We start from the raw sequence: 24,190 nt of genomic DNA on the forward strand, positions 1-24,190 counted from the left end.
ACTGAACATTACGCCCGATCCCCCGAGCTGAAACGGGGTTCGACGGCACGGTTTGGATCATTTTCCGATGAGACCGCAACTACCGCACCGTCCCCGGTAGCTGCGAGGACCCGCCCCGTGGCCAGCAGAACCACCAGCGCGGCGGCTCCCGCGGCGCCCGGAACGGCGAAGCCCCACACGGCCCCGCCCCACTCCACGACCGGGCCCGCGAGGCCCGTCCCGACCGACGCGCCCACGGTGAACGTGGTCACAAGCCAGGAGAACGCCTCGGTGACGGTGCCCTTCGGCGCATGCCGGTCCACGATGATGAACGCGCAGGCGATGCAGGGTGCCAGGAACACACCGGCGAGGGCTGTGAGGGCCGTCATGGCGACCGCTCCCGGCATCAGGAGGAGCGGCAGGTAACACACCGCCAAGAACGCCACCAGCACGCGCAGTCGCCGCTCGGGCGTGCCGCTCCACTGCCGCGCCCCGTACACCGTGCCGCCGACGAGCGCGCCGAGGCCGAGGGCCGCCATCAGCCAGCCGTACACCGCGTCCCCGCCGTGGTCGTCGGCGTACGACACGGCGGCGACCGTGATCGAGCCGAGCGCGTTCCCCACGAACAGGAACGCGCCGAGCAGGGCCAGCAGCCCCGGTGAGCGCAGCGCGCCGAGCCAGTGCGCCTCGCGCGGCGCCGAGCGCCACGCGCGCGAGGGCGGCGAGACGACCACCCAGAGGGCGCCCAGCACCCCGATGCCGTTCAGGATCAGCAGCGCGGCCTGCGCGGACCAGAGCGACACGAACAGCGTCACCAGCAGGGGTCCGACGGTGAACATGACTTCCTGGGCCACGGCGTCCATCGCGTACGCGGTGTGCACCTGGTCCTCACGGCGCAGCACGGACGGCCACAGGGCTCGCAGGCCGCCTTCCAGGGGCGGCGTGAAGAGTCCGGCGACCACCATGGCGGCGTAGGCGACGGGCAGCGGGTCGGTGCCCGAGAGGGCGAAGACGGCCATGCCGAGGGCCGAGACCAGCGCGGCGGGCAACTGGACGCGCGGCTGCCCGTAGAGGTCCACGAGCCGCCCGAGCAGCGGCTGCCCCACGGCGTTGGCCACCCCGTACACGGCGGCGAGCGCCCCGGCCAGACCGTACGTGCCGCCCTCGGCCCGGATGAACAGGACGACCGCGATGGCGGCGGTCGCGTTCGGCAGCCGCCCGGTGAGCGTGCCGGCCAGCAGCCGGGCGGCATGCCTCGCCCTGAGGATCTCCAGGTATCCCGCGGCCATGTTCCCGCCTTCTCCGCCGAGCGCCCGAGGCGACCCCAAGCTGTCAGTGTTACGTATAACTTCCCCCTTCATACGTACCATGTGCCCAGGCCGCGAGTCCAGACGAAGGAGCAGGTCGCCGGTGGCACGAGCCAGCACGCGCCCCACGAGCCGGGACGTCGCCCAGGCCGCGGGGGTCTCCCAGGCCGCGGTCTCCCTCGTGCTGGGCGAGAAGTGGCGCGGCCGGGTCTCCGAGGCGACGGCGGACCGCGTCCGGGAGGCCGCCCGGGAGCTCGGCTACCGCCCGAACCTGGCCGCCCGCAACCTCCGCCTCGGCCGCACCCGCACGGTCCTCCTGGTGGTCCCGGCGCTCACCACGGAGTTCTTCGCGGGCGTCTACACCGGCGCGGCGCGGGTGGCCTCCGCCCATGGCTTCGGTGTGGTCCTCTATCCCTCGCCCGAGGGCATCGGCCCCGCCCGTGACCCGTTCGGCTCCGCACGGGCGGCCCTGGACGGCGTCATCGCCTCCTCCATGGCCGCGGACGCCCTCACGGCGATCCGGGGCGATCAGCTGCCCCTCGTGATGCTGGACAGCGACCCGGCGGGCAGCCTGGGCGCGGCCACCGTCAACCTCGACATCAGGGACGGCGTGCGCCAGGTGGCGGACCACCTCCTGGCCCTCGGGCACCGTCACTTCCTGCACCTGGGGGCGGACATCGCCTCCTGGACCTTCGAGGTGCGCGCCCGCGAACTGGCCGCCCGGCTGGACGGCGTCCCGGGTACGCGGCTGCGCACGGCCCGCGCCCCGATCTCCATCGAGTCCTCCCGTGCCGCCGCCGAGACGGCCCTGTCCGCGCCAGGGCCCCGGCCCACGGCCCTGGTCTGCGACGACGACAACCTCGCGGCCGGCGCCTACAAGGCGGCTCGCCGCCTCGGCCTGCGGGTCCCCGACGACCTCTCCGTCACGGGTCTCGACGACCTGGCCCTCGCCCGTGCCATCGACCCCGAGCTGACCACGGTCCACCTGGACGCCGAGCTGTTCGGGGAACGGGGCATGGAGGCCCTCCTCGCCGTCCTGGACGGCCGCACACCGCCGGAGGGGGACATCCCGGTCCAACTGGTCGTACGGGGCTCCACGGCGCCGCCCCGCTAGGCCGTCTCCGCCCTTCGCGCAGGGCCCCCGCGGGCCTCCGGCCGGGTGCGCCGCCCGGCTGCGAATCACCCGTTCACGGGGGGGGTGTCCGGGTTCTGGGCGATCCCGGTGGTCCGACGCGCTCCGCGGCACCGTGGAAGGCCCCTTCGACGGCCCGAGGCCGCCCGGACACGGCTGCGCCCCGCCCACCGGACGACCGGTGCGCGGGGCGCGAGCGGGGTCACTCGTCGTCTTCGGGATCCTCGGCCTCGGTGGCGGTGGAGGCGCCACCCTCCTCCAGCAGGCGGGCCAGCTGGCGCCCGACGATGCGCTTGAACTTGCGCTGCTGCGGGCGCGTGCGGTCCAGGATCGCCACCTCCAGGCGCTCGGCGGGAATCTCCCGCTCGCCGCCGTTCGGCTCACGCGAGAGCGACTGCACGGCCAGCTTCAGCGCCTCGGCGAGCGACATGCCGTCCTGGTGGCGCTGGTCCAGATAGCTGCTGATCTGCTCCGCGTTGCCGCCGACCGCGACCGACCCGTGCTCGTCCACGATCGATCCGTCGTGCGGCAGCCGGTAGATCTGGTCCCCGTCGGGGGTCTCCCCCACCTCGGCGACCACGAGCTCCACCTCGTACGGCTTCTCGGCCGCGCTGGAGAAGATCGTGCCCAACGTCTGGGCGTACACGTTGGCCAGACCGCGCGCGGTCACGTCGTCACGGTCGTACGTGTAACCGCGCAGATCGGCGTAGCGCACACCGCCGATCCGCAGGTTCTCGTACTCGTTGTACTTGCCGGCGGCCGCGAAGCCGATCCGGTCGTAGATCTCGCTGAACTTGTGCAGCGCGCGGGACGGGTTCTCGCCGACGAACACGATGCCGTCGGCGTACTGCAGCACGACGAGGCTGCGACCGCGGGCGATGCCCTTGCGGGCGTACTCCGCACGGTCGGCCATGGCCTGCTGGGGTGAGACATAGAACGGCGTCGACACCGGTTATCCGTCCCTTTCTGTCGAAGTCACAGGGTCACCTGGGTAAAGAGGCCGGACTCAGAGCAGCGCGGCCCGCGGGCCGTCCGGCTGCTCCAGGCGCCGCTCGAGGATCGCGCGGGCGATCTCCGAGGACTCCTCCTCGGTGAGACGGCGGAATCCCTCTTCGGTGATCACGGTGACGATCGGGTAGATCCGGCGGGCGACGTCGGGACCGCCCGTCGCCGAGTCGTCGTCGGCCGCGTCGTACAGCGCCTGGATGACCAGGGTGGTGGCCTGCTGTTCGGTCAGGTCCTTGCTGTAGAGCTTCTTCATGGCACCGCGCGCGAAGATCGAGCCGGAGCCGGTGGCGGCGTAACCGTGCTCCTCGGAGCGGCCGCCGGTGACGTCGTAGGAGAAGATGCGGCCCTTCTCGCGGTCCACGTCGTAGCCCGCGAAGAGGGGGACCACGGCGAGGCCCTGCATGGCCATGCCGAGGTTGGAACGGATCATGGTGGAGAGGCGGTTGGCCTTGCCCTCCAGGGAGAGCGTGGCACCCTCGACCTTCTCGAAGTGCTCAAGCTCCAGCTGGAACAGCTTGACCATCTCGACGGCCAGGCCCGCCGTACCGGCGATGCCCACCGCCGAGTACTCGTCGGCCGGGAAGACCTTCTCGATGTCGCGCTGGGCGATCATGTTGCCCATGGTGGCCCGCCGGTCGCCGGCGAGGACGACCCCGCCGGGAAAGGTGACGGCCACGATGGTCGTGCCGTGCGGCGCCTCGATCACGCCCTGTACGGGCGGCAGCTGCCGCCTGCCCGGGAGCATCTCCGGCTGGTGCTCGGACAGGAAGTCCATGAAGGACGACGACCCGGGCGTCAGGAAGGCAGCCGGTAGACGCCCGGTGCTACGAGTGTTGGCTTCCACGGGGATCCTTCCAAGTAGGCGGCAGCCCGACGAACAGCGTCGGGATCATCTCCCAACTTGCCGATGGCCGAATTGCAGTTGAAGCACAGTACGCCACGGACCCTACCCGTCTCGTGGCAGTGATCCACGTGAACTGCGGGAGCTTTCGAACAGATCACGCGGGGCCCCTTTTGAGGGGCCACCATCTCGTCACGCGCGGCTTCGGTCATGCCGTGCCGGCACCGCGGGAGGCCTGCGCGCCCCTCAGCGGCTCGACACGTCCTGCGTCGCGTGGACAGCCCGTGCGAGGCCGTCGCTCTGAGGTGCCACCCGGTACACGGCTCGACCGCCCGGACCGGACCGCCTGCGAACGAAGGCTGCGTACGGCTTGTGCTCGCCGCACCGCACGCAGCACTTCACATCGTCTTCGTTCGCCGAGCCGAAAGCCCCCGTAACCTTCGATCCGAAGGTTACTCGCCGCCCTTCTGGACGAAACTTCGCACGAAGTCCTCCGCGTTCTCCTCGAGGACATCGTCGATCTCGTCCAGTACGGAGTCGACGTCGTCCGACAGCTTCTCCTGGCGTTCCTTGAGGTCGTCCGTCGCCTGCGCGTCCTGCGCCTGCTCCTCGACCTCCTCGGTGGAATGCGTCGCCTTCTGCTGTCCGCCGCCGGTGTCCTTGGTCGCCATAACCCTCACCCCGCTCGGTTCGACGTTCTTGATCAGACCCTACAAGCAGGGTCCGACATCGGCCCCGCAGTTGCCACAACGTCCGGGGGCCACCTCCATGATTCCCGGGCGTCGCCCTTTTCCACCCCGATGCGCCGTACGGGCCCCCAGGACCCCGTACGGCGCGCTCAGCCGCCCGAGAGGACCTTGACCAGGTCTTCCGCCGTGCGACAGCGATCGAGGAGCTCCTTGACGTGATTACGCGTTCCGCGAAGCGGCTCCAGGGTTGGAACGCGCTGCAGCGAGTCCCTGCCGGGCAGATCGAAGATCACCGAGTCCCAGGAGGCCGCCGCCACGTCGTCCGCGTACTGTTCGAGACACCGGCCGCGGAAGTACGCGCGGGTGTCCTCCGGCGGCTTCGTCCGGGCCCGCTCGACGTCCGACTCGTCCAGCAGGCGCTTCATCTTGCCGCGGGCGGCCAGACGGTTGTAGAGGCCCTTCTCGGCGCGTACGTCGGCGTACTGGAGGTCGACCAGGTGCAGCCGGGCGGCGTCCCAGTCGAGGTCGTCCCGGCGCCGGTAGCCCTCCATGAGCTCCCGCTTGGCGACCCAGTCGAGCTCGCCGGCCAGGCTCATCGGATCGTTCTCCAGACGGTTCAGGGTGTCCTCCCAGCGGACCAGTACGTCCTTGGTCTGGTCGTCGGCGTCCGCCCCCAACCGCTCCTCCACGTATTTGCGCGACAGCTCGAAGTACTCCATCTGGAGCTGTACCGCGGTCAGCGTGCGTCCGCTGCGCAGCGTGACGAGCCGCTTCAGGGTCGGGTCGTGCGAGACCTGGTGCAGCGTGCGCACCGGCTGGTCCACCGCCAGGTCGACGGCGATGAAACCGTCCTCGATCATGGACAGGACCAGCGCGGTCGTGCCCAGCTTCAGATAGGTCGAGATCTCCGACAGGTTCGCGTCGCCGATGATCACGTGCAGCCTGCGGTACTTCTCGGCGTCCGCGTGCGGCTCGTCACGGGTGTTGATGATGGGGCGCTTCAGCGTGGTCTCCAGGCCCACCTCGACCTCGAAGTAGTCGGCCCGCTGACTGAGCTGGAAGCCGTGCTCGTGGCCGTCCTGGCCGATGCCTACGCGGCCCGCTCCGGTGACGACCTGACGGGACACGAAGAACGGCGTGAGGTGGCGCACGATGTCCGAGAAGGGGGTCTCCCGCTTCATCAGGTAGTTCTCGTGCGTGCCGTACGAGGCGCCCTTGTTGTCGGTGTTGTTCTTGTAGAGGTGGATCGGCTGGGCGCCGGGGAGCTGGGCCGCCCGTTCCGCGGCCTCCGCCATGATGCGCTCGCCGGCCTTGTCCCACAGGACCGCGTCCCACGGGTTGGTGACCTCGGGAGAGCTGTACTCCGGGTGCGCGTGGTCCACGTACAGCCGTGCGCCGTTGGTGAGGATGACATTGGCCAGGCCGATGTCCTCGTCGGTGAGCTGGCTGGAGTCGGCGGCCTCGCGGGCGAGGTCGAAGCCTCGCGCGTCCCGCAGCGGGTTCTCCTCCTCGAAGTCCCAGCGGGCGCGGCGCGCCCGGTGCATCGCCGCCGCGTACGCGTTGACGATCTGGGACGAGGTGAGCATGGCATTGGCGTTGGGGTGGCCGGCGACGGAGATCCCGTACTCCGTCTCGATGCCCATTACTCGCCGTACGGTCATGCGGCCCTCCTTGCCCGGCAGCGCCCTCGGTCGGGGGCGCTGCTCAAGTACCGCTGGTGCTCCGGTGCGTGTGCGGTGCCCGTCCCCGCAACGCGCGACTCGGCGGTACGAAAGAGCCTAGAACGCCTCTGCGCTGGTGGGGAGATCATTTGCGTCATTGCTGTGCTCCAGCCACGCCCGGGAAAGCAGTCGGCTGCGGGTACCCGTGGAGGGCACCCGCAGCCGCCCTGGCTTTTACAGGTACTGACCGGTGTTGGCCACCGTGTCGATGGAGCGTCCGGTGTCCGCGCCCTGCTTTCCGGTGACGAGCGTACGGATGTAAACGATCCGCTCGCCCTTCTTTCCGGAGATCCGGGCCCAGTCGTCCGGGTTCGTGGTGTTCGGCAGGTCCTCGTTCTCCTTGAACTCGTCCACGCACGCCTGGAGGAGGTGGGAGACCCGCAGACCCTTCTGGTTCTGTTCGAGGAATGCCTTGATGGCCGCCTTCTTGGCGCGGCCCACGATGTTCTCGATCATGGCGCCGGAATTGAAGTCCTTGAAGTACAGGACTTCCTTGTCGCCGTTGGCGTAGGTGACCTCGAGGAAGCGGTTCTCCTCGGATTCGGCGTACATCTGCTCCACGGCGGTCTGGATCATTCCGTGGACGGTGGCCGCCCGGTCCCCGCCGTGCTCTCCGAGGTCGTCGGAGTGCAGCGGAAGGCGCTGGGTGAGGTACTTCGCGAAGATGTCCTTGGCGGCCTCGGCGTCCGGGCGCTCGATCTTGATCTTCACGTCGAGTCGCCCGGGGCGCAGGATCGCGGGGTCGATCATGTCCTCACGGTTCGAGGCACCGATCACGACCACGTTCTCCAGGCCCTCCACGCCGTCGATCTCGGCGAGCAGCTGGGGGACGATGGTGTTCTCCACGTCCGAGCTGACGCCCGATCCACGGGTGCGGAAGAGGGACTCCATCTCGTCGAAGAAGACGATGACGGGGGTGCCCTCGCTGGCCTTCTCACGAGCACGCTGGAAGACGAGCCGGATCTGCCGCTCGGTCTCGCCGACGTACTTGTTCAGGAGCTCGGGGCCCTTGATGTTGAGGAAGAAGCTCTTGCCGGTGGCCTGGCCGGTGACCTCGGCGACCTTCTTGGCCAGCGAGTTGGCGACGGCCTTGGCGATGAGCGTCTTGCCGCATCCGGGGGGCCCGTAGAGCAGCACACCCTTGGGCGGCCGCAGTTCGTGCTCCTTGAAGAGGTCGGGGTAGAGGTACGGGAGCTCGACCGCGTCGCGGATCATTTCGATCTGGTTCCCCAGGCCGCCGATCTGCTCGTAGCCGATGTCCGGGACCTCTTCGAGGACGAGCTCCTCGACCTCGCTCTTGGGAACGACCTCGTAGACATAGCCGGAACGGGGTTCGAGAAGCAGGGCGTCGCCGGGACGGATGGTGACGTCCAGCAGCGGCTCGGCGAGCCGTACCACCCGTTCCTCGTCGGTGTGCCCCACCACGAGGGCGCGCTCGCCGTCCTCCAGGATCTCCTTGAGGGTGACGATGTCGCCGACGCTCTCGTACTCCATGGCCTCGACCACGTTGAGGGCTTCGTTGAGCATCACTTCCTGGCCGCGCCTGAGCTCTTCGAGCTCCACGCTGGGGCTGACGTTCACCCGGAGCTTGCGGCCCCCGGTGAAGATGTCCGCCGTGCCGTCCTCGTTCGCCACGAGGAAGACACCGAAGCCCGCCGGCGGCTGCGCGAGCCGGTCGACCTCTTCCTTGAGGGCCACGATCTGGTCGCGGGCCTCACGGAGCGTGTTGGCGAGCCGCTCGTTCTGCGCGGACACGCCGGCCAGGTTGGTCTGCAGCTCTACGATCCGCTCTTCGAGAATCCTCGTGTGCCGCGGAGAGTCGGCGAGCTTGCGTCGCAGGACGGCGATCTCCTGCTCAAGGTAGGCAACCTGCCCGGCAGGGTCATCGGACCCTCGTCCCGGGCGGATGCCGCGGTTCATGTCGTCGTCGTGGGCTGCCACGGTCCTCACCTCCTCCAAGGGGAGCTGGACGCTTCCAGACCCTACCTGGGTGGGTGTCGATTGAAACCCCTAGATCACAAAGACTGTCGAGGTGTGTCCGATCTTCACCCTTGCGCTCTCCCTCACGCCAGGGGAATACCCACCCAACATGATTGGGAAGCCGACGGAGGTAGGCTCAAAGTGTTCAACACCCGTCAGAGCTGGCCCGATTCCCCAGTCTTCGGACCGCCCGACGCAGGAAACGGCAGGAGAAATGACCGTGCAGCAGGAGGCCGGAACACACGGCGAGGCGCTCGAGGTATGGATCGACCAGGATCTCTGCACCGGAGACGGGATCTGCGCCCAGTACGCGCCGGAGGTCTTCGAGCTGGACATCGACGGCCTGGCCTACGTGAAGAGCGCCGACGACGAGCTGCTGCAGGCCCCGGGGGCGACAACGCCCGTACCGCTGACGCTTCTGCGTGACGTGACCGACTCGGCCAAGGAGTGCCCGGGCGACTGCATCCACGTACGTCGGGTTTCGGACAGGGTCGAGGTCTACGGACCCGACGCGGAGTGATCCGGAAGCCACTCCACGTGACGGATTGTCTCTTTTCTCACATTCTTCTCATATGCTCTGGGCGTCGGAAGGCGTCGAGCGGATGAACGCTCCGTTCTTCCACTGCCACTTGGCCCGGTCCTTCACGTCCGGACAGCAACTCGGCACGTCGGCCGACGAGTAGCCGAGCAGGGTCGCGGTGACGGCGCCGTCACGTACGGCGAAGCCCGTGACGCTCAGCCGGTCCTTCGGGTCGACCAGGGTGGCGACGATCCGGGGTTTCTTCGCCGCCCCGCCCTGGGTGAGGACATAGACACCGTTGGGCGGGGTGCCGGAGCCCGCGTCGCAGCGGACCACGGCGACCGTCTCCGGGCTGCCGTCGCCGTCGAGGTCTCCCGAAGCCTTCTTCTGCACGACGACCTCGGTGGGCCCGCAATCGACCGGGAAGGTGACGGCCGCGGGGTCCGGGGGCGCGATCGCGGCCGGAGCGGCCTTCGCCCCCGGGCCGGGCTGGGCCGCCGTGGCCGATCCGGGCTGGACGACCGAGGACAGGGCGACGACGCCGGCCACGGCGGTGGCCGTCGCCAGCCAGTGGATGGGACGGGTGTGCGTGTGTGCCAGTTCCGGGACGACGGATTGCTGCACTGGGAGCGTCTCCTGGGAGGGCTGTGCCGGTGTGGGGGTGGAGTGGCCAGCATGGTGCCACACGTCACAGTCGGGCGGAACGGCGGGGTCCGGACTTCTGGCGGCGCGTCAACAGAATCGCGCCCTGCCCCAGTTGCGAAAAGCCCTGTGGCCGGGTCCCCGGGTGTCTCCGGGAACTCGGCCACAGGGGTGCAGCGTTGGGTACGCGCGCGGCGGGGACGCCGGCCGGATCAGCGGGCGGCGCCGCCGTCGGCGTTGGGACCGGAGTAGTCCTCGCCGTAGGCGCCCTTGGCGGGGCGGCGCCGGCGCATGGGCGGCTCGACGCCGTCCGCGAGGCGGCGGGCGGTGAGCAGGAAGCCGGTGTGACCGATCATCCGGTGGTCCGGGCGGACGGCGAGTCCCTCGATGTGCCAGTTGCGGATCATCGACTCCCAGGCGGTCGGCTCGTTGAAGGAGCCGATCTCGCGGATGGACTCGACGGTCCGCGCGAGCTGGGTGGTCGTCGCCACGTAGCAGCACAGGATGCCGCCGGGGACGAGCGCCTTGGAGACGGCCTCCAGGCACTCCCAGGGGGCGAGCATGTCGAGGATGACGCGGTCGACCTCGGTGTCGCTCAGGTTGTCCTGGAGGTCGCCCACGGTGAGCTGCCAGGCGGGGTGCGGGCCGCCGAAATAGCGCTCCACGTTCTGCTGGGCGATCTCGGCGAAGTCCTCGCGGCGCTCGTAGGAGTGCAGCATGCCCTGGTCGCCGATGGCACGCAGCAGGAAGCTGCTGAGCGAGCCGGAGCCGACGCCCGCCTCCACGACGCGTGCGCCGGGGAAGATGTCCGCGAAGGCCAGGATCTGCCCCGCGTCCTTGGGGTAGACCACGGCGGCACCGCGGGGCATGGACAGGACGTAGTCGGGGAGCAGGGGGCGCAGCGCGAGATAGGCGACGTTCCCCGTGGTGCGGACAACGCTGCCCTCGGGAGCACCGATCAGCTCGTCGTGCGGGAAGGAACCCTTGTGGGTGTGGAAATTCTTCCCGGCCTCGAGCGTGAACGTGTAGTGGCGGCCCTTGGGGTCGGTCAGCTGAACCTGGTCCCCGACCTTGAAGGGCCCGCGCCTGCGGGCGGCACCGGTCGGTTCGGACATGTGAACAGCCTACCGGTCCCCGCGCGGGGCGCCGACCATGGCCGATGGGGCCCGTTCAGGAGGGCCTGGCCATCGCCTTGACGAAGGCGCGCTCGACGTCCGCCGCCGAGAGGACCCCGTAGATCTCGCCCGAGTCCTCCACCACCAGGTACTCGGTCGCGGGGTTCGCGCGCAGGACGTCGAGGAGTGGCTCGCCCGCGAGCTCCGCGGAGACGCGCATGCCGTCGGTGATGTCCTGGGCCAGGCCGCTGACGGCCACCCAGGGGCGGCGGTGCTCCGGTACGCCGACGATGGCGGCCTCGCGCACCAGGGAGAGGGGCTCGCCGTTGGCGTCGACGACGACCAGGGCGCGGGCGCCCGCGTCGTTGGCGCGGCGCAGCGCCTCGGAGAGAGGGGTGCTGGTCTCGACCGGGACCGCTCGCCGGGTGAGCGAGCGGGCCCGCAGTTCGGGCAGGTGTTCGCGCAGACGGGCCATGCGCAGGCTGTTGCCGGCGCCGGTCCAGATGATGGCGGCGAGGATCGCGGCCAGCAGGGCGTCGGTGACCGTGTCCATGCCGCCGATGTTGTCCTGGGTTTCGCCGAGCGCTCCGGACTGGGTGAGCAGGGGCAGGCCGATCAGGACGGAGACGGCGAGCGCGCGGCCGACCCAGGCCGCCGCGACGGTGCCGCTCATCGGCCTGCCGGTGATCTTCCAGACGACGGCGCGGAGCATCCGGCCGCCGTCCAGGGGAAGGCCGGGGAGCAGGTTGAAGGCGGCCACGATCAGGTTGGAGATCATCAGGCCGGCGAGCAGGACACCGGGGACCGTGCCGGGCTCGACGGCGAGCATGGCGAGGTAGAAGAGGCCGGAGAGGACCAGCGAGAGCAGCGGTCCGACGAAGGACAGCACGAACTCCCGGCCCGGGGTCTCGGCCTCCTTCTCGATCTCGGACACCCCGCCGAAGAACTGCAGCTGGATCCGGCGCACCGGCAGTTTGAAGCGCAGGGCGGCGACCGTGTGGGCCAGCTCGTGGACCAGCACGGAGGCGTAGAAGGCGACCGCGAAGAAGAGGGAGACGAGGTAGCGCAGGGCGCCGAGTTCGGGCAGCACGCGGTCGAGCTGGCCGCCGAACACCCAGGTGATCAGCGCGGCGACGAGGAACCAGCTGGGCGCCACGTAGACAGGTACGCCGAACGGACGTCCCATCAGCAGTCCGCCACCGGGCTCCCTGCGGCGGCGCGGGGGCTTCTGCCCGCGACCACCGTCGGCGTCCGTACCGGTACCGGTCCCGGTACCGGACTGGGCGAGGGTGCGGTGGTGTGCGGTGGTGTCCGTGCCGGTGGGCCGGTCGGGTTCGTGGGACGCCGGGGGCGGGGACGCGGCCGCGGGGTCCGCCTCGCCCGCGGGGCCGTGGTGCGTCGCGGGAGCGGGAGCGGTGGGGGAAGCGGTGGAGGGAGCGGGAGCGGTGGAGGGAGCGGGAGCGGTGGAGGGAGCGGGAGCGGTGGGGGGAGCGGGAGCGGTGGAGGGAGCGGTGGGGGATGTGGTCGCGTCAGGCGCGTCACCCTCGGTCCCGGATCCGTTCGCGGAGGTCTCGTGCGGCTCGGGCCGGCTCGTGGAGGAGTCCTGCGCCCCGGGCCCGTAGTCGGAGGTGCCGTGCGGCCCGGGTCCGCCGGTGGGCCCAGGGTGCGCGCGGGTCGGGTCGGGGGCGGGGGTGTTCGGGTCGGCGGGCGGCTGCCCCGTGGGGCGCTCGTCCCGGTCCGGTCCGGGTCGCGTGGCGTCCGCGGCCGGCCCGGCGGGGGTCTGGGACCCCTCGTGGCGCTCGGTCGCTTCGTCGGTGCCGGATCGCGGCTGCCCGCTCCCGCCGCTCTCGTCCACGATGTCCCCTCGTTCGAAGCGTCTCCCGCTCCCGATCATGCGAAGCAGGGTCTGTGGTCGATGGTATGCGTCGGTCGCGACACGTTCCGCCCCGGCACCCCCTCTGTTTTCCGTGCCGTCGCACCAGTCCCTCGCGTGCACTCACTGTCAGTGGCGGGCCGTAAGGTCTTGGGACATGGAGACCAGCACCGAGGGCGCCGTCCCGCCCGAGCCGACCGCGGCTGTCACGGCCGTGCCGCCGGCGTCGCTGTCGCCCTCGCGCGCCAGCGACTTCATGCAGTGCCCGCTGCTCTACCGGTTCCGGGTGATCGACAAGCTCCCCGAGAAGCCGAGCGAGGCGGCCACCCGGGGCACGCTGGTGCACGCGGTGCTGGAGCGGCTCTTCGACTCCCCGGCGACGGAGCGGACGGCCCCGCGTGCCAAGTCCCTCATCCCCGGCCAGTGGGACCGGCTGCGCGAGACCCGGCCCGAGGTCGTGGAGCTGTTCGCCGACGACCCAGAGGGTGAGCGGCTGACGCGTTGGCTCGGCGAGGCGGAACGGCTGGTGGAGCGCTGGTTCAGCCTGGAGGACCCGACCCGGCTCGAGCCCGCCGAGCGCGAGCTGTTCATCGAGGCCCGGCTCGACTCGGGGCTGAAGCTGCGCGGCATCATCGACCGCGTCGACGTGGCGCCGACGGGCGAGGTCAGGATCGTCGACTACAAGACGGGCAAGGCCCCCCGGCCCGAGTACGCCGAGGGCGCGCTGTTCCAGATGAAGTTCTACGCCCTGGTGGTGTGGCGGCTGAAGCAAGTGGTCCCGCGCCGTCTCCAGCTCGTCTACCTCGGCAGCGGCGACGTACTGACGTACGACCCGGCGATCGCGGACCTGGAGCGGGTCGAGCGCAAGCTGCTCGCGCTGTGGGAGGCGATCCGTGAGGCCACCGAGACGGGTGACTGGCGGCCGCGTCCCACCAAACTCTGCGGCTGGTGCGACCACCAGGCGGTGTGTCCGGAATTCGGCGGTACTCCCCCGCCGTATCCACTCCCGGTCAGGGCGCCCGAGTCGGGCGGTACCGAGCAGGGCAGAATGGGGCCGGACTAGCGAAGGAGACTTACGTGGCCATCCGCGTCCTACTGGTCGACGACCAGCCGCTGCTGCGCACCGGCTTCCGGATGATTCTGGAGGCCGAGCAGGATCTGGCGGTCGTCGGCGAGGCCGGTGACGGTCTCCAGGCACTGGATCAGGTGCGTGCCCTGCAGCCCGATGTGGTTCTGATGGACATCCGCATGCCACGGATGGACGGGGTGGAGGCGACCCGGCAGATCACCGGCCCGGGGCGGGACGGCCCGGCCAAGGTGCTCGTCCTGACGACCTTCGACCTCGACGAGTACGTGGTGGAGGCGCTGCGGGCCGGCGCCAGTGGTTTCCTCCTGAAGGACGCTCCGGCCAACGAGCTGGTGCAGGCGATCAGGGTGGTCGCCGCGGGCGAGGCGATGCTCGCCCCGAGCATCACACGCCGGCTCCTGGACAAGTACGCGGGTCATCTGCCGTCCGGCGACGAGCCGGTGCCCGACACCCTGCACACCCTCACCGAGCGCGAGGTGGAGGTGCTGAAGCTGGTGGCGCGCGGTCTGTCGAACGCGGAGATCGCCGCCGACCTGTTCGTCAGCGAGACCACCGTCAAGACGCATGTGGGCCACGTCCTCACCAAGCTGGGTCTGCGCGACCGGGTGCAGGCCGCGGTGTACGCGTACGAGAGCGGGTTGGTGCGACCCGGCGCGCAGTGACCCCGCCGGTGGCACGACCGTGGGCGCCTTCCTCCCAGTACGTCCTGGAGGAAGGCGCCCACGGTCGTGTACGGGCGAGTGTGCACGGGCGTGCTCAGTCCTTGCTGATCTCCCAGAACCGGAACACGGTAGAGCTGTCGAGGCAGTTCTCCACGCCGTAGACGTTGTCCCGCACGACCGCGTACTGCTTGGCCTGCCAGACGGGGATGACCGGGAGCTGCTCGGCCACGATGTCCTGGATCTTGCCGTACTCGGCATCGGTGGAGGAGCGGTTGCTCTGGGCGGCCGTCTTCGGGATGAGACGACCGGTGACGGTGCTGTTGGTGTAGTTGTTCTGCAGCACGTTGCCCTTGCCGAAGAAGGGGGCCGTGAAGTTGTCGGGGTCCGGGTAGTCGGGCACCCAGCCCTTCACGTAGACGCCGTACTTGCCGCGGGCGACGTCCTTCTCGTACCGGCCGTAGGCGACGGACTTCACGGTCGCGTGGAACAGCCCGCTGGCGTTGAGCTGCTGGGCGATCGCCCTGAACTCCTGGTCGGTGGCGGGGCCGTAGCGCGACGGGGTCGACCAGAGCGTCAGGGCGACCTTGCCGGTGATGCCCTCGTCCTTGAGCGCCGCCGCGGCCTTCTCCTTCGACGGGCGGCCACCGTAGGTGTCGAAGAAGGCCGTGTCGTGGCCCGTGATCCCGGCCGGGATGATCGAGTAGAGCGGTGTCGCCGTGCCCTGGTAGACCTCGTCGACGAGGGCCACCCGGTCGAGCAGATAGGCGATGGCCTTGCGCACGCCGAGCTTGCCGGCCACCGGGTCGTGCATGTTGAAGACCAGGTGCTGCACCTCGGCGCTGTTGCCCTCGACGACGCTGACGCCGCTGCCGGTGGAGGTGTCGTTGGTGATGTCCGCGATGCTGTCGGCGGCCAGACCCCGGTAGGCGACGTCGACCCGGTGGTCGAGCACCGCTGTCCGCAGGGCGTTCTGGGCGCCGTGGAAGAACCTCAGCGTGACACCGGAGTTCTTCACCTTGGCGGTGCCCCGGTAGCTGTCGTTGACCGAGAAGACGGCCTGGTCCTTGTCGAAGGAGTCCAGCTTGTACGGGCCCGAGCCGACCGCCTGGTGGTCCGCGCGCAGCCCGTTCCCGGCGTACTGCCGGTGGTCGACGATCGAGCCGGCGCCGGAGGCTATCTTGCTAGGGAAGGTGGCGTCGGCGTACTTGAGCTTGAAGACCACCGTCCTGGCGTCCGGGGCCCGCACGGAGTCGAGCATGGGGAACATGACCGCGGGACCGGCGGGGTCCGCGATGTTCAGCATGCGGTCGAAGGAGAACTTGACGTCCTTCGAGGTGAGCGGGTCGCCGTTGCTGAACTTCAGGCCGTCCCTGAGGGTGCAGGTGTAGACCGTGGTCCCGGTGCCCGAGAACGAGCACTCCTTGGCGGCTTCGGGCGACGGCTCCGTGGCGCCGTTGGAGAAGCTCAGCAGCGACTGGAAGACGTTGTTGAACAACAGCCAGGACCCGGAGTCGTACCCGGACGCCGGGTCGGTGGCCAGGACGTCGTCGGACATCCCGATCACGACGGAGGAGCCGGTGCTCCCGGTGCCGCCCGTTTCCGAGCCGCAGCCTGCGAGCAGGCCGATGGCCAGCCCCGTCGCGACGGACAGGACTGGCCATTGGTTGCGCATGTTCACGAGGAGGTGCCTTGTCATTGGTTCTCTGGAGCGCCGGTCCGGCGGACGCCGGTCCGGGGCGGCCGGACGCTCCTGGAGGACCGGTCAGCCGCCCACGCCGCGACCGAGCTCCCACAGCTGGAGCGTCGAGGAGGAGTTGAGGGCCCATTCGGCACCCGTGATGTCGTCCCGCGCGGCGATGTACTGCTTACCCTGCCACAGCGGCAGGATCGGCACCTCATCGGCCACTATGTTCTGTATCTCCGTAAGGCTCTTCGACGCGGTGAGACGGTCGGCCTCGCGACGCGAGTCCGGGATCAGCGTGCCGCGGATCCTGGTGTTCACGTACGGGGAACCGAGGGTGTTGTCCTTGTCGAGGAACGGCGCCAGGTAGTTGTCGGCGTCCGGGAAGTCGGGGAACCAGCCCATGCCGTAGACCTGGTACTTGCCCTTCTGCTCGGCCGGGCGGAACGTCTCCCAGGGCGTGCCCTTGACGTCGACCTGGAACAGGCCGGAGGCGTTGAGCTGCTGCTTCAGCACCTCGAACTCCTGCTTGGTGGCCGTACCGTAGTGGTCGGTCGTGTAGTGCAGGGTGAGCTTCACCGGCGTGGTGATGGCCGCCTTGGACAGCGTCGTGGTGGCCCTGGCCACGCTCGGGTCGCCGTACTTGTTGAAGAACGAGTTCGAGTGGCCGGTGATGGTGGCCGGGACGAGCGAGTACAGCGGCTCGGCCTGCGAGCCGTACACCTTGGAGACCAGATCGCCGCGGTTGATGACCTCGGCCATCGCCTGGCGGACGGCCTTGTTCTTCACCGACGGGTCGTCGGTGTTGAAGCCGAGGTAGCGGATCTCGAGACCGGGCATCTCGACGAGGTCGATGTTGCCGTCCGTGCCGAGGTTGCCGAGCTTCTTGATCTGCTCCGGCGACATCGAACGGGTCATCAGGTCGATGTCGCCCTTGCCGAGGGCGGCGCCCATGGCGTCCGCGCTGGCGAAGGACCGCATCTCGACCTTGTCGTTCTTCGGCTTCAGCAGACCCTTGTAGTTCGGGTTCTTGGTGAAGACCATCTTGACCGCCGCGTCGTTCTTGACATCGGCCTCAAGGGTGTACGGGCCGGAGCCGTCGACCTGGAACCCGTCGCGCAGCTTGCCCTTGTCGTAGTCCTTGGGGTTCACGATGCCGGCGACCGGGGTCGACAGCTTGAACGGGAAGGTCGCGTCCGCGCTCTTGAGGTGGAAGATCACCTCGCGGTCGCCCTGCGCCTCGACCGTGTCGACGGTGGACAGCAGCGCGAACACACCGCTGTCGGCCTTGATCGCCATCGCGCGGTCGATCGAGAACTTCACGTCCTTGGCGGTGATCGGGTCACCGCTCGCGAACTTCAGGCCCTCACGCAGCTTGCACGCGTAGCGCTCGTTGCCGGAGTCGGTGAAACCGCAGCTCTCGGCAGCCTCGGGCTGGGGATCGCCGTCACCGCGGGGCTGGACCATCAGCGTCTGCACCGTCTGACGCAGGACGTTCCAGGTACCGACGTCGTACGCGTACGCCGGGTCAAAAGGAGCCGGGGCATCCTTCGATGCGGTGAACCCGTCCGTGGTGCCGATGACGATCACATCACCGCTGTTGCCCCCGCTGTCGGAACCGCCACACGCGGCGAGCACCGGGGCGAGCAGACCCACAACGGCCGGCAGCACCAAAGTCTTGCGGTTCATGCTCGAGTTTCTCCAGAGCTGTCGTGTCCATGTACACGCCATACAGGGGTGGTGCGGGCGAGTCACGGGGGTTATGGCGAGGTTCTCGCGATGACATTAGTCCGCACCGCCAGGGCAGCTCACAGAGACCGGAGTTGAGTTCCCATCACGCTGCGAAACCGGGCGTGGACGCACCGATAACCCGACAGCGGAAGGATTCGTGCAGCGTTCCACCAATCGGGACACAAGGACGTCCCGATCACCCCCGAAAAGGGGACAACGGCACACAGCGAGCGCTCTGTCGACCCTCTGCCACGTGACGAACATCACATGGTCAACTTGGCCCGGACGTACCGGAATTCGGCCATCCGCCCATGGGTCGAATTACCCGCGACGGCTCCGTTCCGCCTACCCCTGGATACGCCACGGCAATCCGATCTTTCGGATACGCACGCTGGGTGAACGGCTAGCGCATTTCCGTCATCAGGCCGCGCAGAAAGGCCAGGTCGACCTCTTCCAGCGAGGTCACGACCGTGCGGCGGGCGGCGGGGGCGATGGGCGCGACCGAGGGTACGGCGACCACCTGGCAGCCCGCGGCCTCGGCGGCCGCGACGCCGGTGGCGGTGTCCTCGATGACCGCGCATCTGGCCGGATCCACGCCGAGACCGGCGGCGGCCAGCAGATACGGGTCGGGGAACGGCTTCGTCCGCTCCACCTCGTCGCCCGCGACGGTCAGCGCGAAGTACTGGGGTCCGAGCGAGGCCAGGATCCGGTCGATGATGCGCCGGTGCGAGGCGGAGACCAGTGCGGTGGGAACCTCGTGCGCCGCGAGCTCCGCGAGGAGCCGGGTCGCGCCCGGCATCAGCGGCAGGGCCACGCCGATACGGCGCTCGAAGCCGTCGTTCAGCAGCACCGAGAGCTCGTCGAAGGTGATGTCGGCGCCGGTGGCCTCGATCAGGAAGTTGGCGCTGCGGGTCATGGGGCCGCCGACGACCACCTGGCGCCAGGATTCGTCGAGGGCGTGCCCGAGGGTCCTGAAGATCTCGACCTCGACGTCCCACCAGAAGCCCTCGGTGTCCACCAGGGTGCCGTCCATGTCGAGGAGTACGGCTTGCAGTGCGGAGCCTTCGGCCGTACGGGTACCGAGCGCGGGGACCGTGCTGGTCATCCTGGCGCACCTCCTTGGGGGGACGATCAGGCCGGTCACCCTTCGGAGAGCGAGGGGCGACCGGCCTGCGGTGGACCGACCAGTGTACGTCTCCCGTGGCCAGAGTGCCTCTCGACACCCGCGCGACGCGTGACACGGCCCTGGGCCGTCCGGCGATCACCTCCGGACGGGAGGGCACGAAGGGACCCCTGGTGCCGCGGCGGGGGCGTTCGCGCGACCGGGGCGGACGCCGCCTGTCGCGGCACGGGGCGGGCGGGAATCACGCAACACGCCTCAGCGCGCGTTGAAGTACTTCGCCTCCGGGTGGTGGATCACGATGGCGTCCGTGGACTGCTCGGGGTGCAGCTGGAACTCCTCCGAGAGGTGTACGCCGATGCGCTCGGGCTCCAGGAGTTCGGCGATCTTCGCGCGGTCCTCCAGGTCGGGGCAGGCGCCGTAGCCGAGGGAGAAGCGGGCGCCCCGGTACTTGAGGGCGAACATGTCCTCGACGACCGCCGGGTCCTCCCCCGCGAAGCCGAGCTCCGAACGGACGCGGGCGTGCCAGTACTCGGCGAGCGCCTCAGCCAACTGCACGGACAGGCCGTGCAGTTCGAGGTAGTCGCGGTAGGAGTTGGACTCGAAGAGCTTGGCGGTCTCCTCGCCGATCCTGGAGCCGACGGTGACGACCTGGAGGCCGACGACATCCGTCTCACCGGACTCCTCGGGCCGGAAGAAGTCGGCCAGGCACAGCCGCCGTCCGCGGCGCTGGCGCGGGAAGGTGAACCGGGTGCGCTCGTTGCCCTGCTCGTCCAGCAGGATCAGGTCGTCGTCCTTGGACACGCACGGGAAGTAGCCGTAGACGACGGCCGCTTCGAGCAGGTTGTCGGTCTGCAGCTTGTCCAGCAGACCGCGCAGCCGCGGCCGGCCCTCCGTCTCGACGAGGTCCTCGTACGTCGGTCCCTCGCCCGTACGGGCCTGCTTCAGACCCCACTGGCCCTTGAACAGCGCGCCCTCGTCCAGCCAGGACGCGTACTCCTTGAGCTGGATTCCCTTGATGACGCGGGTGCCCCAGAACGGCGGAGTGGGCACGGGGTTGTCGACGGCGACGTCGGAGCGGATGTGCCCCTCCTCCGGGCGCTCCTCGACCACGGTCTGCGCGGCGGCCGCCCGCACCCGGCGCTGCTTCAGTTCGGGCAGCACGGCCCCGGGCACGCCCCGCTTGACCCCGATCAGCGCGTCCATCAGGCGCAGGCCCTCGAACGCGTCGCGGGCGTAGCGGACCTCACCCTCGTAGATCTCGTACAGGTCCTGTTCGACGTACGCCCTGGTCAGGGCCGCGCCGCCGAGGATGACCGGGTAGTCGGCGGACAGCCCGCGCTGGTTGAGCTCCTCCAGGTTCTCCTTCATGATCACCGTGGACTTGACCAGCAGGCCGGACATCCCGATCACGTCGGCCCGGTGCTCCTCGGCGGCGTCCAGGATCGCGGAGACCGGCTGCTTGATGCCGAGGTTGACGACGTTGTAGCCGTTGTTGGACAGGATGATGTCGACGAGGTTCTTGCCGATGTCGTGGACGTCTCCGCGCACGGTGGCCAGGACGATGGTGCCCTTGCCCTCGGAGTCCGACTTCTCCATGTGCGGTTCGAGGTAGGCCACCGCGGCCTTCATGACCTCGGCGGACTGGAGCACGAACGGCAGCTGCATCTGGCCGGAGCCGAACAGTTCGCCGACCACCTTCATGCCGTCGAGGAGCGTCTCGTTGACGATGTCGAGGGCGGGGCGGTCCTGGAGCGCCTCGGCGAGGTCGTCCTCCAGGCCGTTCTTCTCGCCGTCGATGATGCGCCGCTTGAGCCGTTCGTCCAGGGGCAGCGCGGCGAGTTCCTCGGCCCTGCCCGCCTTCAGCGACTTGGTGGTGGCGCCCTCGAACAGCGCCATCAGCTTCTGCAGCGGGTCGTATCCCTCGGCGCGCCGGTCGTAAATGAGGTCGAGAGCCGTGGTGACCTGCTCCTCGTCGAAACGCGCGATGGGCAGGATCTTGCTCGCGTGCACGATCGCGGAGTCGAGGCCGGCCTTGACGCACTCGTCGAGGAAGACCGAGTTGAGCAGGACGCGGGCCGCCGGGTTGAGGCCGAAGGAGATGTTCGACAGGCCCAGCGTGGTCTGGACGTCCGGGCGGCGCCGCTTCAGCTCGCGGATCGCCTCGATCGTCGCGATGCCGTCCTTCCGGGACTCCTCCTGACCGGTGCAGATGGTGAAGGTCAGGGTGTCGATGAGGATGTCCGACTCGTGGATGCCCCAGTTCGCCGTCAGGTCCTCGATCAGCCGTTCGGCGATGGCGACCTTGGTCTCGACGGTGCGGGCCTGGCCCTCCTCGTCGATGGTCAGCGCGATCAGCGCGGCGCCGTGCTCCCGGGCCAGCCCGGTCACCTTCGCGAAGCGCGACTCGGGGCCGTCGCCGTCCTCGTAGTTGACGGAGTTGATGACGGCCCGGCCGCCGAGCTTCTCCAGGCCCGCGCGGATGACCTCGACCTCGGTCGAGTCGAGGACGATGGGCAGCGTCGAGGCGGTGGCGAAGCGTCCGGCGAGCTCCTCCATGTCCGCGACGCCGTCCCGGCCGACGTAGTCGACGCAGAGGTCGAGCATGTGGGCGCCCTCGCGGATCTGGTCGCGGGCCATCTCCACGCAGTCGTCCCAGCGGGCCGCCAGCATCGCCTCACGGAACTTCTTCGAACCGTTGGCGTTGGTGCGCTCGCCGATCGCCATGTACGCAGTGTCCTGGCGGAACGGCACGGTCTGGTAGAGCGACGCGGCGCCGGGTTCGGGCTGCGGGTGACGTTCGGTGGGCTCGACCCCCCGTACCCGCTCGACGAGCCGGCGCAGGTGCTCGGGCGTCGTACCGCAGCAGCCGCCGACCAGGGACAGGCCGTAGTCGCGGACGAAGTTCTCCTGCGCGTCGACGAGGCCCTCGGGGCCGAGCGGGAAGTGCGCGCCGTCCTTGGTCAGGACCGGCAGGCCCGCGTTCGGCATACAGAGCAGCGGGATGCGGGAGTGCCGGGTGAGATAACGCAGGTGTTCGCTCATCTCGGCGGGGCCGGTCGAGCAGTTCAGGCCGATCATGTCGATGCCGAGCGGCTCCAGCGCGGTGAGCGCGGCGCCGATCTCGGAGCCCAGCAGCATGGTGCCGGTCGTCTCGAACGCCATCGAGCACAGCAGCGGGAGGTCGAGTCCGAGTGCCTCCATGGCGCGGCGGGCGCCCAGCAGGGATGCCTTGGTCTGCAGCAGGTCCTGGGTGGTCTCGACGATCAGGGCGTCGGCGCCGCCGGCGATCAGTCCCTCGGCGTTGGCCTGGAAGCCGTCGCGCAGTGTGCCGTAGGCGACGTGACCGAGGGTCGGCAGCTTGGTGCCGGGGCCGATGGAGCCGAGGACCCAGCGCCGGCGGCCGTCACGGGAGGTGAAGTCGTCCGCGACCTCGCGGGCGATCCGGGCTCCCGCCTCGGACAGTTCGAGGACACGGTCGGCGATGTCGTACTCGGCCATGGCCGAGTGGTTCGCCCCGAAGGTGTTCGTCTCGACGCAGTCGACGCCCACATCGAAATAGGCCTCGTGGACCGAACGGACGATGTCGGGCCGGGTGAGGTTCAGGATCTCGTTGCAGCCTTCGAGGTTCTCGAAGTCCTCCAGCGTCGGATCCTGCGCCTGCAGCATCGTGCCCATCGCGCCGTCGGCCACCACGACACGGCCTGCGAGGGCCTCGCGCAGTGCGGCGATACGGGTCCGGTTCTCGGCGAGCTCGGACGAAGGGGACGGGTTCGGCAACGAAGCCATGAAGGTGCTCCCTGGAGTGCGACGGCTGTCGGCTTTGCGCTTCCCATGGAAGGCGCACGCCGTCAGGGTAGCCCGGAGCACCACCGGAGGGTCGGCGGCGTCCAGAGGACGGACGCGCGTGGCGGAGGCGACGGGGGTGTTAAGACAGACGGGACATCTTGCGACCACCTATTAGCGAGAGCTCGTCGGCGAACGGTAGTGTTCGACATTGCCGAACGGCGGCAGCGCAGGGGCCCGCCAACGGCCCAAGGGGAACGGAGGCAGCACGGCGATGGCACGGAACATCCAGTCGCTCGAACGGGCGGCGGCGATGCTGCGCCTGCTCGCGGGCGGCGAGCGACAGCTCGGCCTGTCCGACATCGCCTCGTCGCTGGGCCTGGCCAAAGGCACGGCTCACGGCATACTGCGCACCCTCCAGCAGGAGGGCTTCGTCGAACAGGACACCGTGTCCGGGCGCTACCAGCTCGGCGCCGAACTGCTGCGCCTCGGGACCACCTATCTGGACGTGCACGAACTGCGGGCGCGGGCGCTGGTGTGGACCGACGACCTGGCCCGTTCCAGCGGGGAGAGCGTCTACCTGGGGGTCCTGCACCAACAGGGGGTGCTGATCGTGCACCACGTGTTCCGGCCCGACGACAGCCGCCAGGTGCTGGAGGTCGGGGCCATGCAGCCGCTGCACTCCACGGCGCTGGGCAAGGTCCTGTCGGCGTACGACCCGGTGGCGCACAGCGAGGTCCTGGAGGCCGAGCGCAACGAGTTCACGGCCCGGACGGTCAGCGCGCTGGAGCAGTTCGAGGGGGTTCTCGACCTGACCCGGGCCCGCGGGTACGCGGACGACGTCGAGGAGACCTGGACGGGCGTCGCCTCGGTCGCGGCCCCGATCCACAACCGGCGGAGCATGCCGGTCGGCGCGGTGGGCATCACCGGGGCCGTGGAACGGGTCTGCAAGGACGGGGAGCTGCGCCCCGAGCTGATCGCGGCGGTGCGGGACTGCGCCCGCGCGGTGTCGCGGGACCTGGGAGCCGGGCGGTTCTGACGCCCGCGGGCGGCGGCGCGCGGACGCCCGCGCGCGGCCGGCTCGCGTGTCCGGGGGCGCGCGCCCGCGGCCTGCCCGCGCGATCCCCCCTCATCAGGCCGGTACGTCGCCGACGTACCGGCCTTTCGCGTGTTCGCGCGCGTCCCCGCGTTCCCCGTGCCCGGCCGCACGGGGAACGCACCCCCGCCCCCCTGCGGAACACGCCCGGCATCCCCGCGGATCACGCCCCGCACCCCCGCTGAACACGCCCGGCGCACACACGACGTACCCGTTCGCG

19 protein-coding genes are annotated in these 24,190 nt (G+C 69.7%); 5 read left to right on the forward strand and 14 right to left on the reverse strand.

Features of this window, described 5'->3' with window-relative positions; all coding sequences use genetic code 11:
- Positions 1 to 8: 8 nt before the first annotated feature.
- Positions 9 to 1,268, reverse strand: coding sequence for an MFS transporter (locus ACFVTC_RS12970; RefSeq protein WP_168527288.1), 1,260 nt, complete (start codon positions 1,266 to 1,268; stop codon positions 9 to 11).
- Between the two features lie 121 nt (positions 1,269 to 1,389).
- On the opposite strand from ACFVTC_RS12970, the gene ACFVTC_RS12975 reads away from it, so the two are divergent.
- Positions 1,390 to 2,400: a LacI family DNA-binding transcriptional regulator gene (locus ACFVTC_RS12975; protein WP_390126628.1), complete on the forward strand. Its 1,011-nt coding sequence runs from the start codon at positions 1,390 to 1,392 to the stop codon at positions 2,398 to 2,400.
- A 220-nt stretch (positions 2,401 to 2,620) separates the two neighbouring features.
- Here the strand turns inward: ACFVTC_RS12975 and prcA are convergent, their stop codons facing one another.
- From prcA to arc, 6 genes are all read right to left on the reverse strand, one after another.
- Complete coding sequence (gene prcA, locus ACFVTC_RS12980; RefSeq protein ID WP_148007692.1) at positions 2,621 to 3,367, reverse strand: proteasome subunit alpha; 747 nt, start codon at positions 3,365 to 3,367, stop codon at positions 2,621 to 2,623.
- A 57-nt stretch (positions 3,368 to 3,424) separates the two neighbouring features.
- Positions 3,425 to 4,270, reverse strand: a complete 846-nt coding sequence (gene prcB, locus ACFVTC_RS12985) for a proteasome subunit beta (protein WP_390126629.1) — start codon at positions 4,268 to 4,270, stop codon at positions 3,425 to 3,427.
- Positions 4,222 to 4,479, reverse strand: a complete 258-nt coding sequence (locus ACFVTC_RS12990; RefSeq protein ID WP_390126630.1) for an endonuclease VII domain-containing protein — start codon at positions 4,477 to 4,479, stop codon at positions 4,222 to 4,224. Before ACFVTC_RS12990 ends, prcB begins: the two co-directional genes overlap by 49 nt.
- Positions 4,480 to 4,719: 240 nt before the next feature.
- Positions 4,720 to 4,938 (reverse strand): ubiquitin-like protein Pup, encoded by a 219-nt coding sequence (locus ACFVTC_RS12995; RefSeq protein ID WP_390126631.1) that lies wholly within the window; start codon positions 4,936 to 4,938, stop codon positions 4,720 to 4,722.
- A 167-nt stretch (positions 4,939 to 5,105) separates the two neighbouring features.
- Positions 5,106 to 6,617, reverse strand: a complete 1,512-nt coding sequence (dop, locus tag ACFVTC_RS13000) for a depupylase/deamidase Dop (protein ID WP_348772389.1) — start codon at positions 6,615 to 6,617, stop codon at positions 5,106 to 5,108.
- Positions 6,618 to 6,851: 234 nt separating this feature from the next.
- A complete protein-coding gene (arc, locus tag ACFVTC_RS13005; protein ID WP_168527291.1) occupies positions 6,852 to 8,618 on the reverse strand; it encodes a proteasome ATPase in 1,767 nt (588 codons plus the stop codon).
- 253 nt (positions 8,619 to 8,871) lie between these two features.
- Between arc and ACFVTC_RS13010 the strand changes: the two genes are divergently transcribed.
- Positions 8,872 to 9,177: a ferredoxin gene (locus ACFVTC_RS13010; protein WP_390126633.1), complete on the forward strand. Its 306-nt coding sequence runs from the start codon at positions 8,872 to 8,874 to the stop codon at positions 9,175 to 9,177.
- Positions 9,178 to 9,225: 48 nt separating this feature from the next.
- Here the strand turns inward: ACFVTC_RS13010 and ACFVTC_RS13015 are convergent, their stop codons facing one another.
- The 3 genes from ACFVTC_RS13015 to ACFVTC_RS13025 all read right to left on the reverse strand — a co-directional run bounded on the left by ACFVTC_RS13015 (position 9,226) and on the right by ACFVTC_RS13025 (position 12,828).
- A complete protein-coding gene (locus tag ACFVTC_RS13015) occupies positions 9,226 to 9,801 on the reverse strand; it encodes a hypothetical protein (RefSeq protein WP_390126634.1) in 576 nt (191 codons plus the stop codon).
- A gap of 230 nt (positions 9,802 to 10,031) precedes the next feature.
- Positions 10,032 to 10,934 (reverse strand): tRNA (adenine-N1)-methyltransferase, encoded by a 903-nt coding sequence (locus tag ACFVTC_RS13020; RefSeq protein ID WP_390126635.1) that lies wholly within the window; start codon positions 10,932 to 10,934, stop codon positions 10,032 to 10,034.
- 55 nt (positions 10,935 to 10,989) lie between these two features.
- Entirely contained in the window at positions 10,990 to 12,828 is a 1,839-nt protein-coding gene (locus tag ACFVTC_RS13025; protein WP_390126636.1) for a site-2 protease family protein, read from the reverse strand.
- A gap of 136 nt (positions 12,829 to 12,964) precedes the next feature.
- Between ACFVTC_RS13025 and ACFVTC_RS13030 the strand changes: the two genes are divergently transcribed.
- Both ACFVTC_RS13030 and ACFVTC_RS13035 read left to right on the forward strand, forming a co-directional pair.
- Complete coding sequence (locus ACFVTC_RS13030; RefSeq protein ID WP_390126637.1) at positions 12,965 to 13,870, forward strand: RecB family exonuclease; 906 nt, start codon at positions 12,965 to 12,967, stop codon at positions 13,868 to 13,870.
- Positions 13,871 to 13,884: 14 nt separating this feature from the next.
- On the forward strand, positions 13,885 to 14,556 hold the full coding sequence (locus tag ACFVTC_RS13035) for a response regulator transcription factor (RefSeq protein WP_010988071.1): 672 nt from the start codon (positions 13,885 to 13,887) through the stop codon (positions 14,554 to 14,556).
- Between the two features lie 94 nt (positions 14,557 to 14,650).
- Here the strand turns inward: ACFVTC_RS13035 and ACFVTC_RS13040 are convergent, their stop codons facing one another.
- The 4 genes from ACFVTC_RS13040 to metH all read right to left on the reverse strand — a co-directional run bounded on the left by ACFVTC_RS13040 (position 14,651) and on the right by metH (position 22,877).
- A complete protein-coding gene (locus ACFVTC_RS13040; protein ID WP_390126638.1) occupies positions 14,651 to 16,234 on the reverse strand; it encodes an ABC transporter substrate-binding protein in 1,584 nt (527 codons plus the stop codon).
- An 84-nt stretch (positions 16,235 to 16,318) separates the two neighbouring features.
- Positions 16,319 to 17,926 (reverse strand): ABC transporter substrate-binding protein, encoded by a 1,608-nt coding sequence (locus tag ACFVTC_RS13045; protein WP_390126639.1) that lies wholly within the window; start codon positions 17,924 to 17,926, stop codon positions 16,319 to 16,321.
- 445 nt (positions 17,927 to 18,371) lie between these two features.
- A complete protein-coding gene (locus ACFVTC_RS13050; RefSeq protein WP_390126640.1) occupies positions 18,372 to 19,073 on the reverse strand; it encodes an HAD family hydrolase in 702 nt (233 codons plus the stop codon).
- 273 nt (positions 19,074 to 19,346) lie between these two features.
- Positions 19,347 to 22,877, reverse strand: a complete 3,531-nt coding sequence (gene metH / locus ACFVTC_RS13055; RefSeq protein ID WP_390126642.1) for a methionine synthase — start codon at positions 22,875 to 22,877, stop codon at positions 19,347 to 19,349.
- Positions 22,878 to 23,148: 271 nt separating this feature from the next.
- Between metH and ACFVTC_RS13060 the strand changes: the two genes are divergently transcribed.
- Positions 23,149 to 23,913, forward strand: a complete 765-nt coding sequence (locus tag ACFVTC_RS13060; protein WP_390126643.1) for an IclR family transcriptional regulator — start codon at positions 23,149 to 23,151, stop codon at positions 23,911 to 23,913.
- Positions 23,914 to 24,190: the final 277 nt, after the last annotated feature.

The organism is Streptomyces sp. NPDC057950 (assembly GCF_042887295.1).
Taxonomy (GTDB): Bacteria; Actinomycetota; Actinomycetes; order Streptomycetales; family Streptomycetaceae; genus Streptomyces; species Streptomyces kaempferi.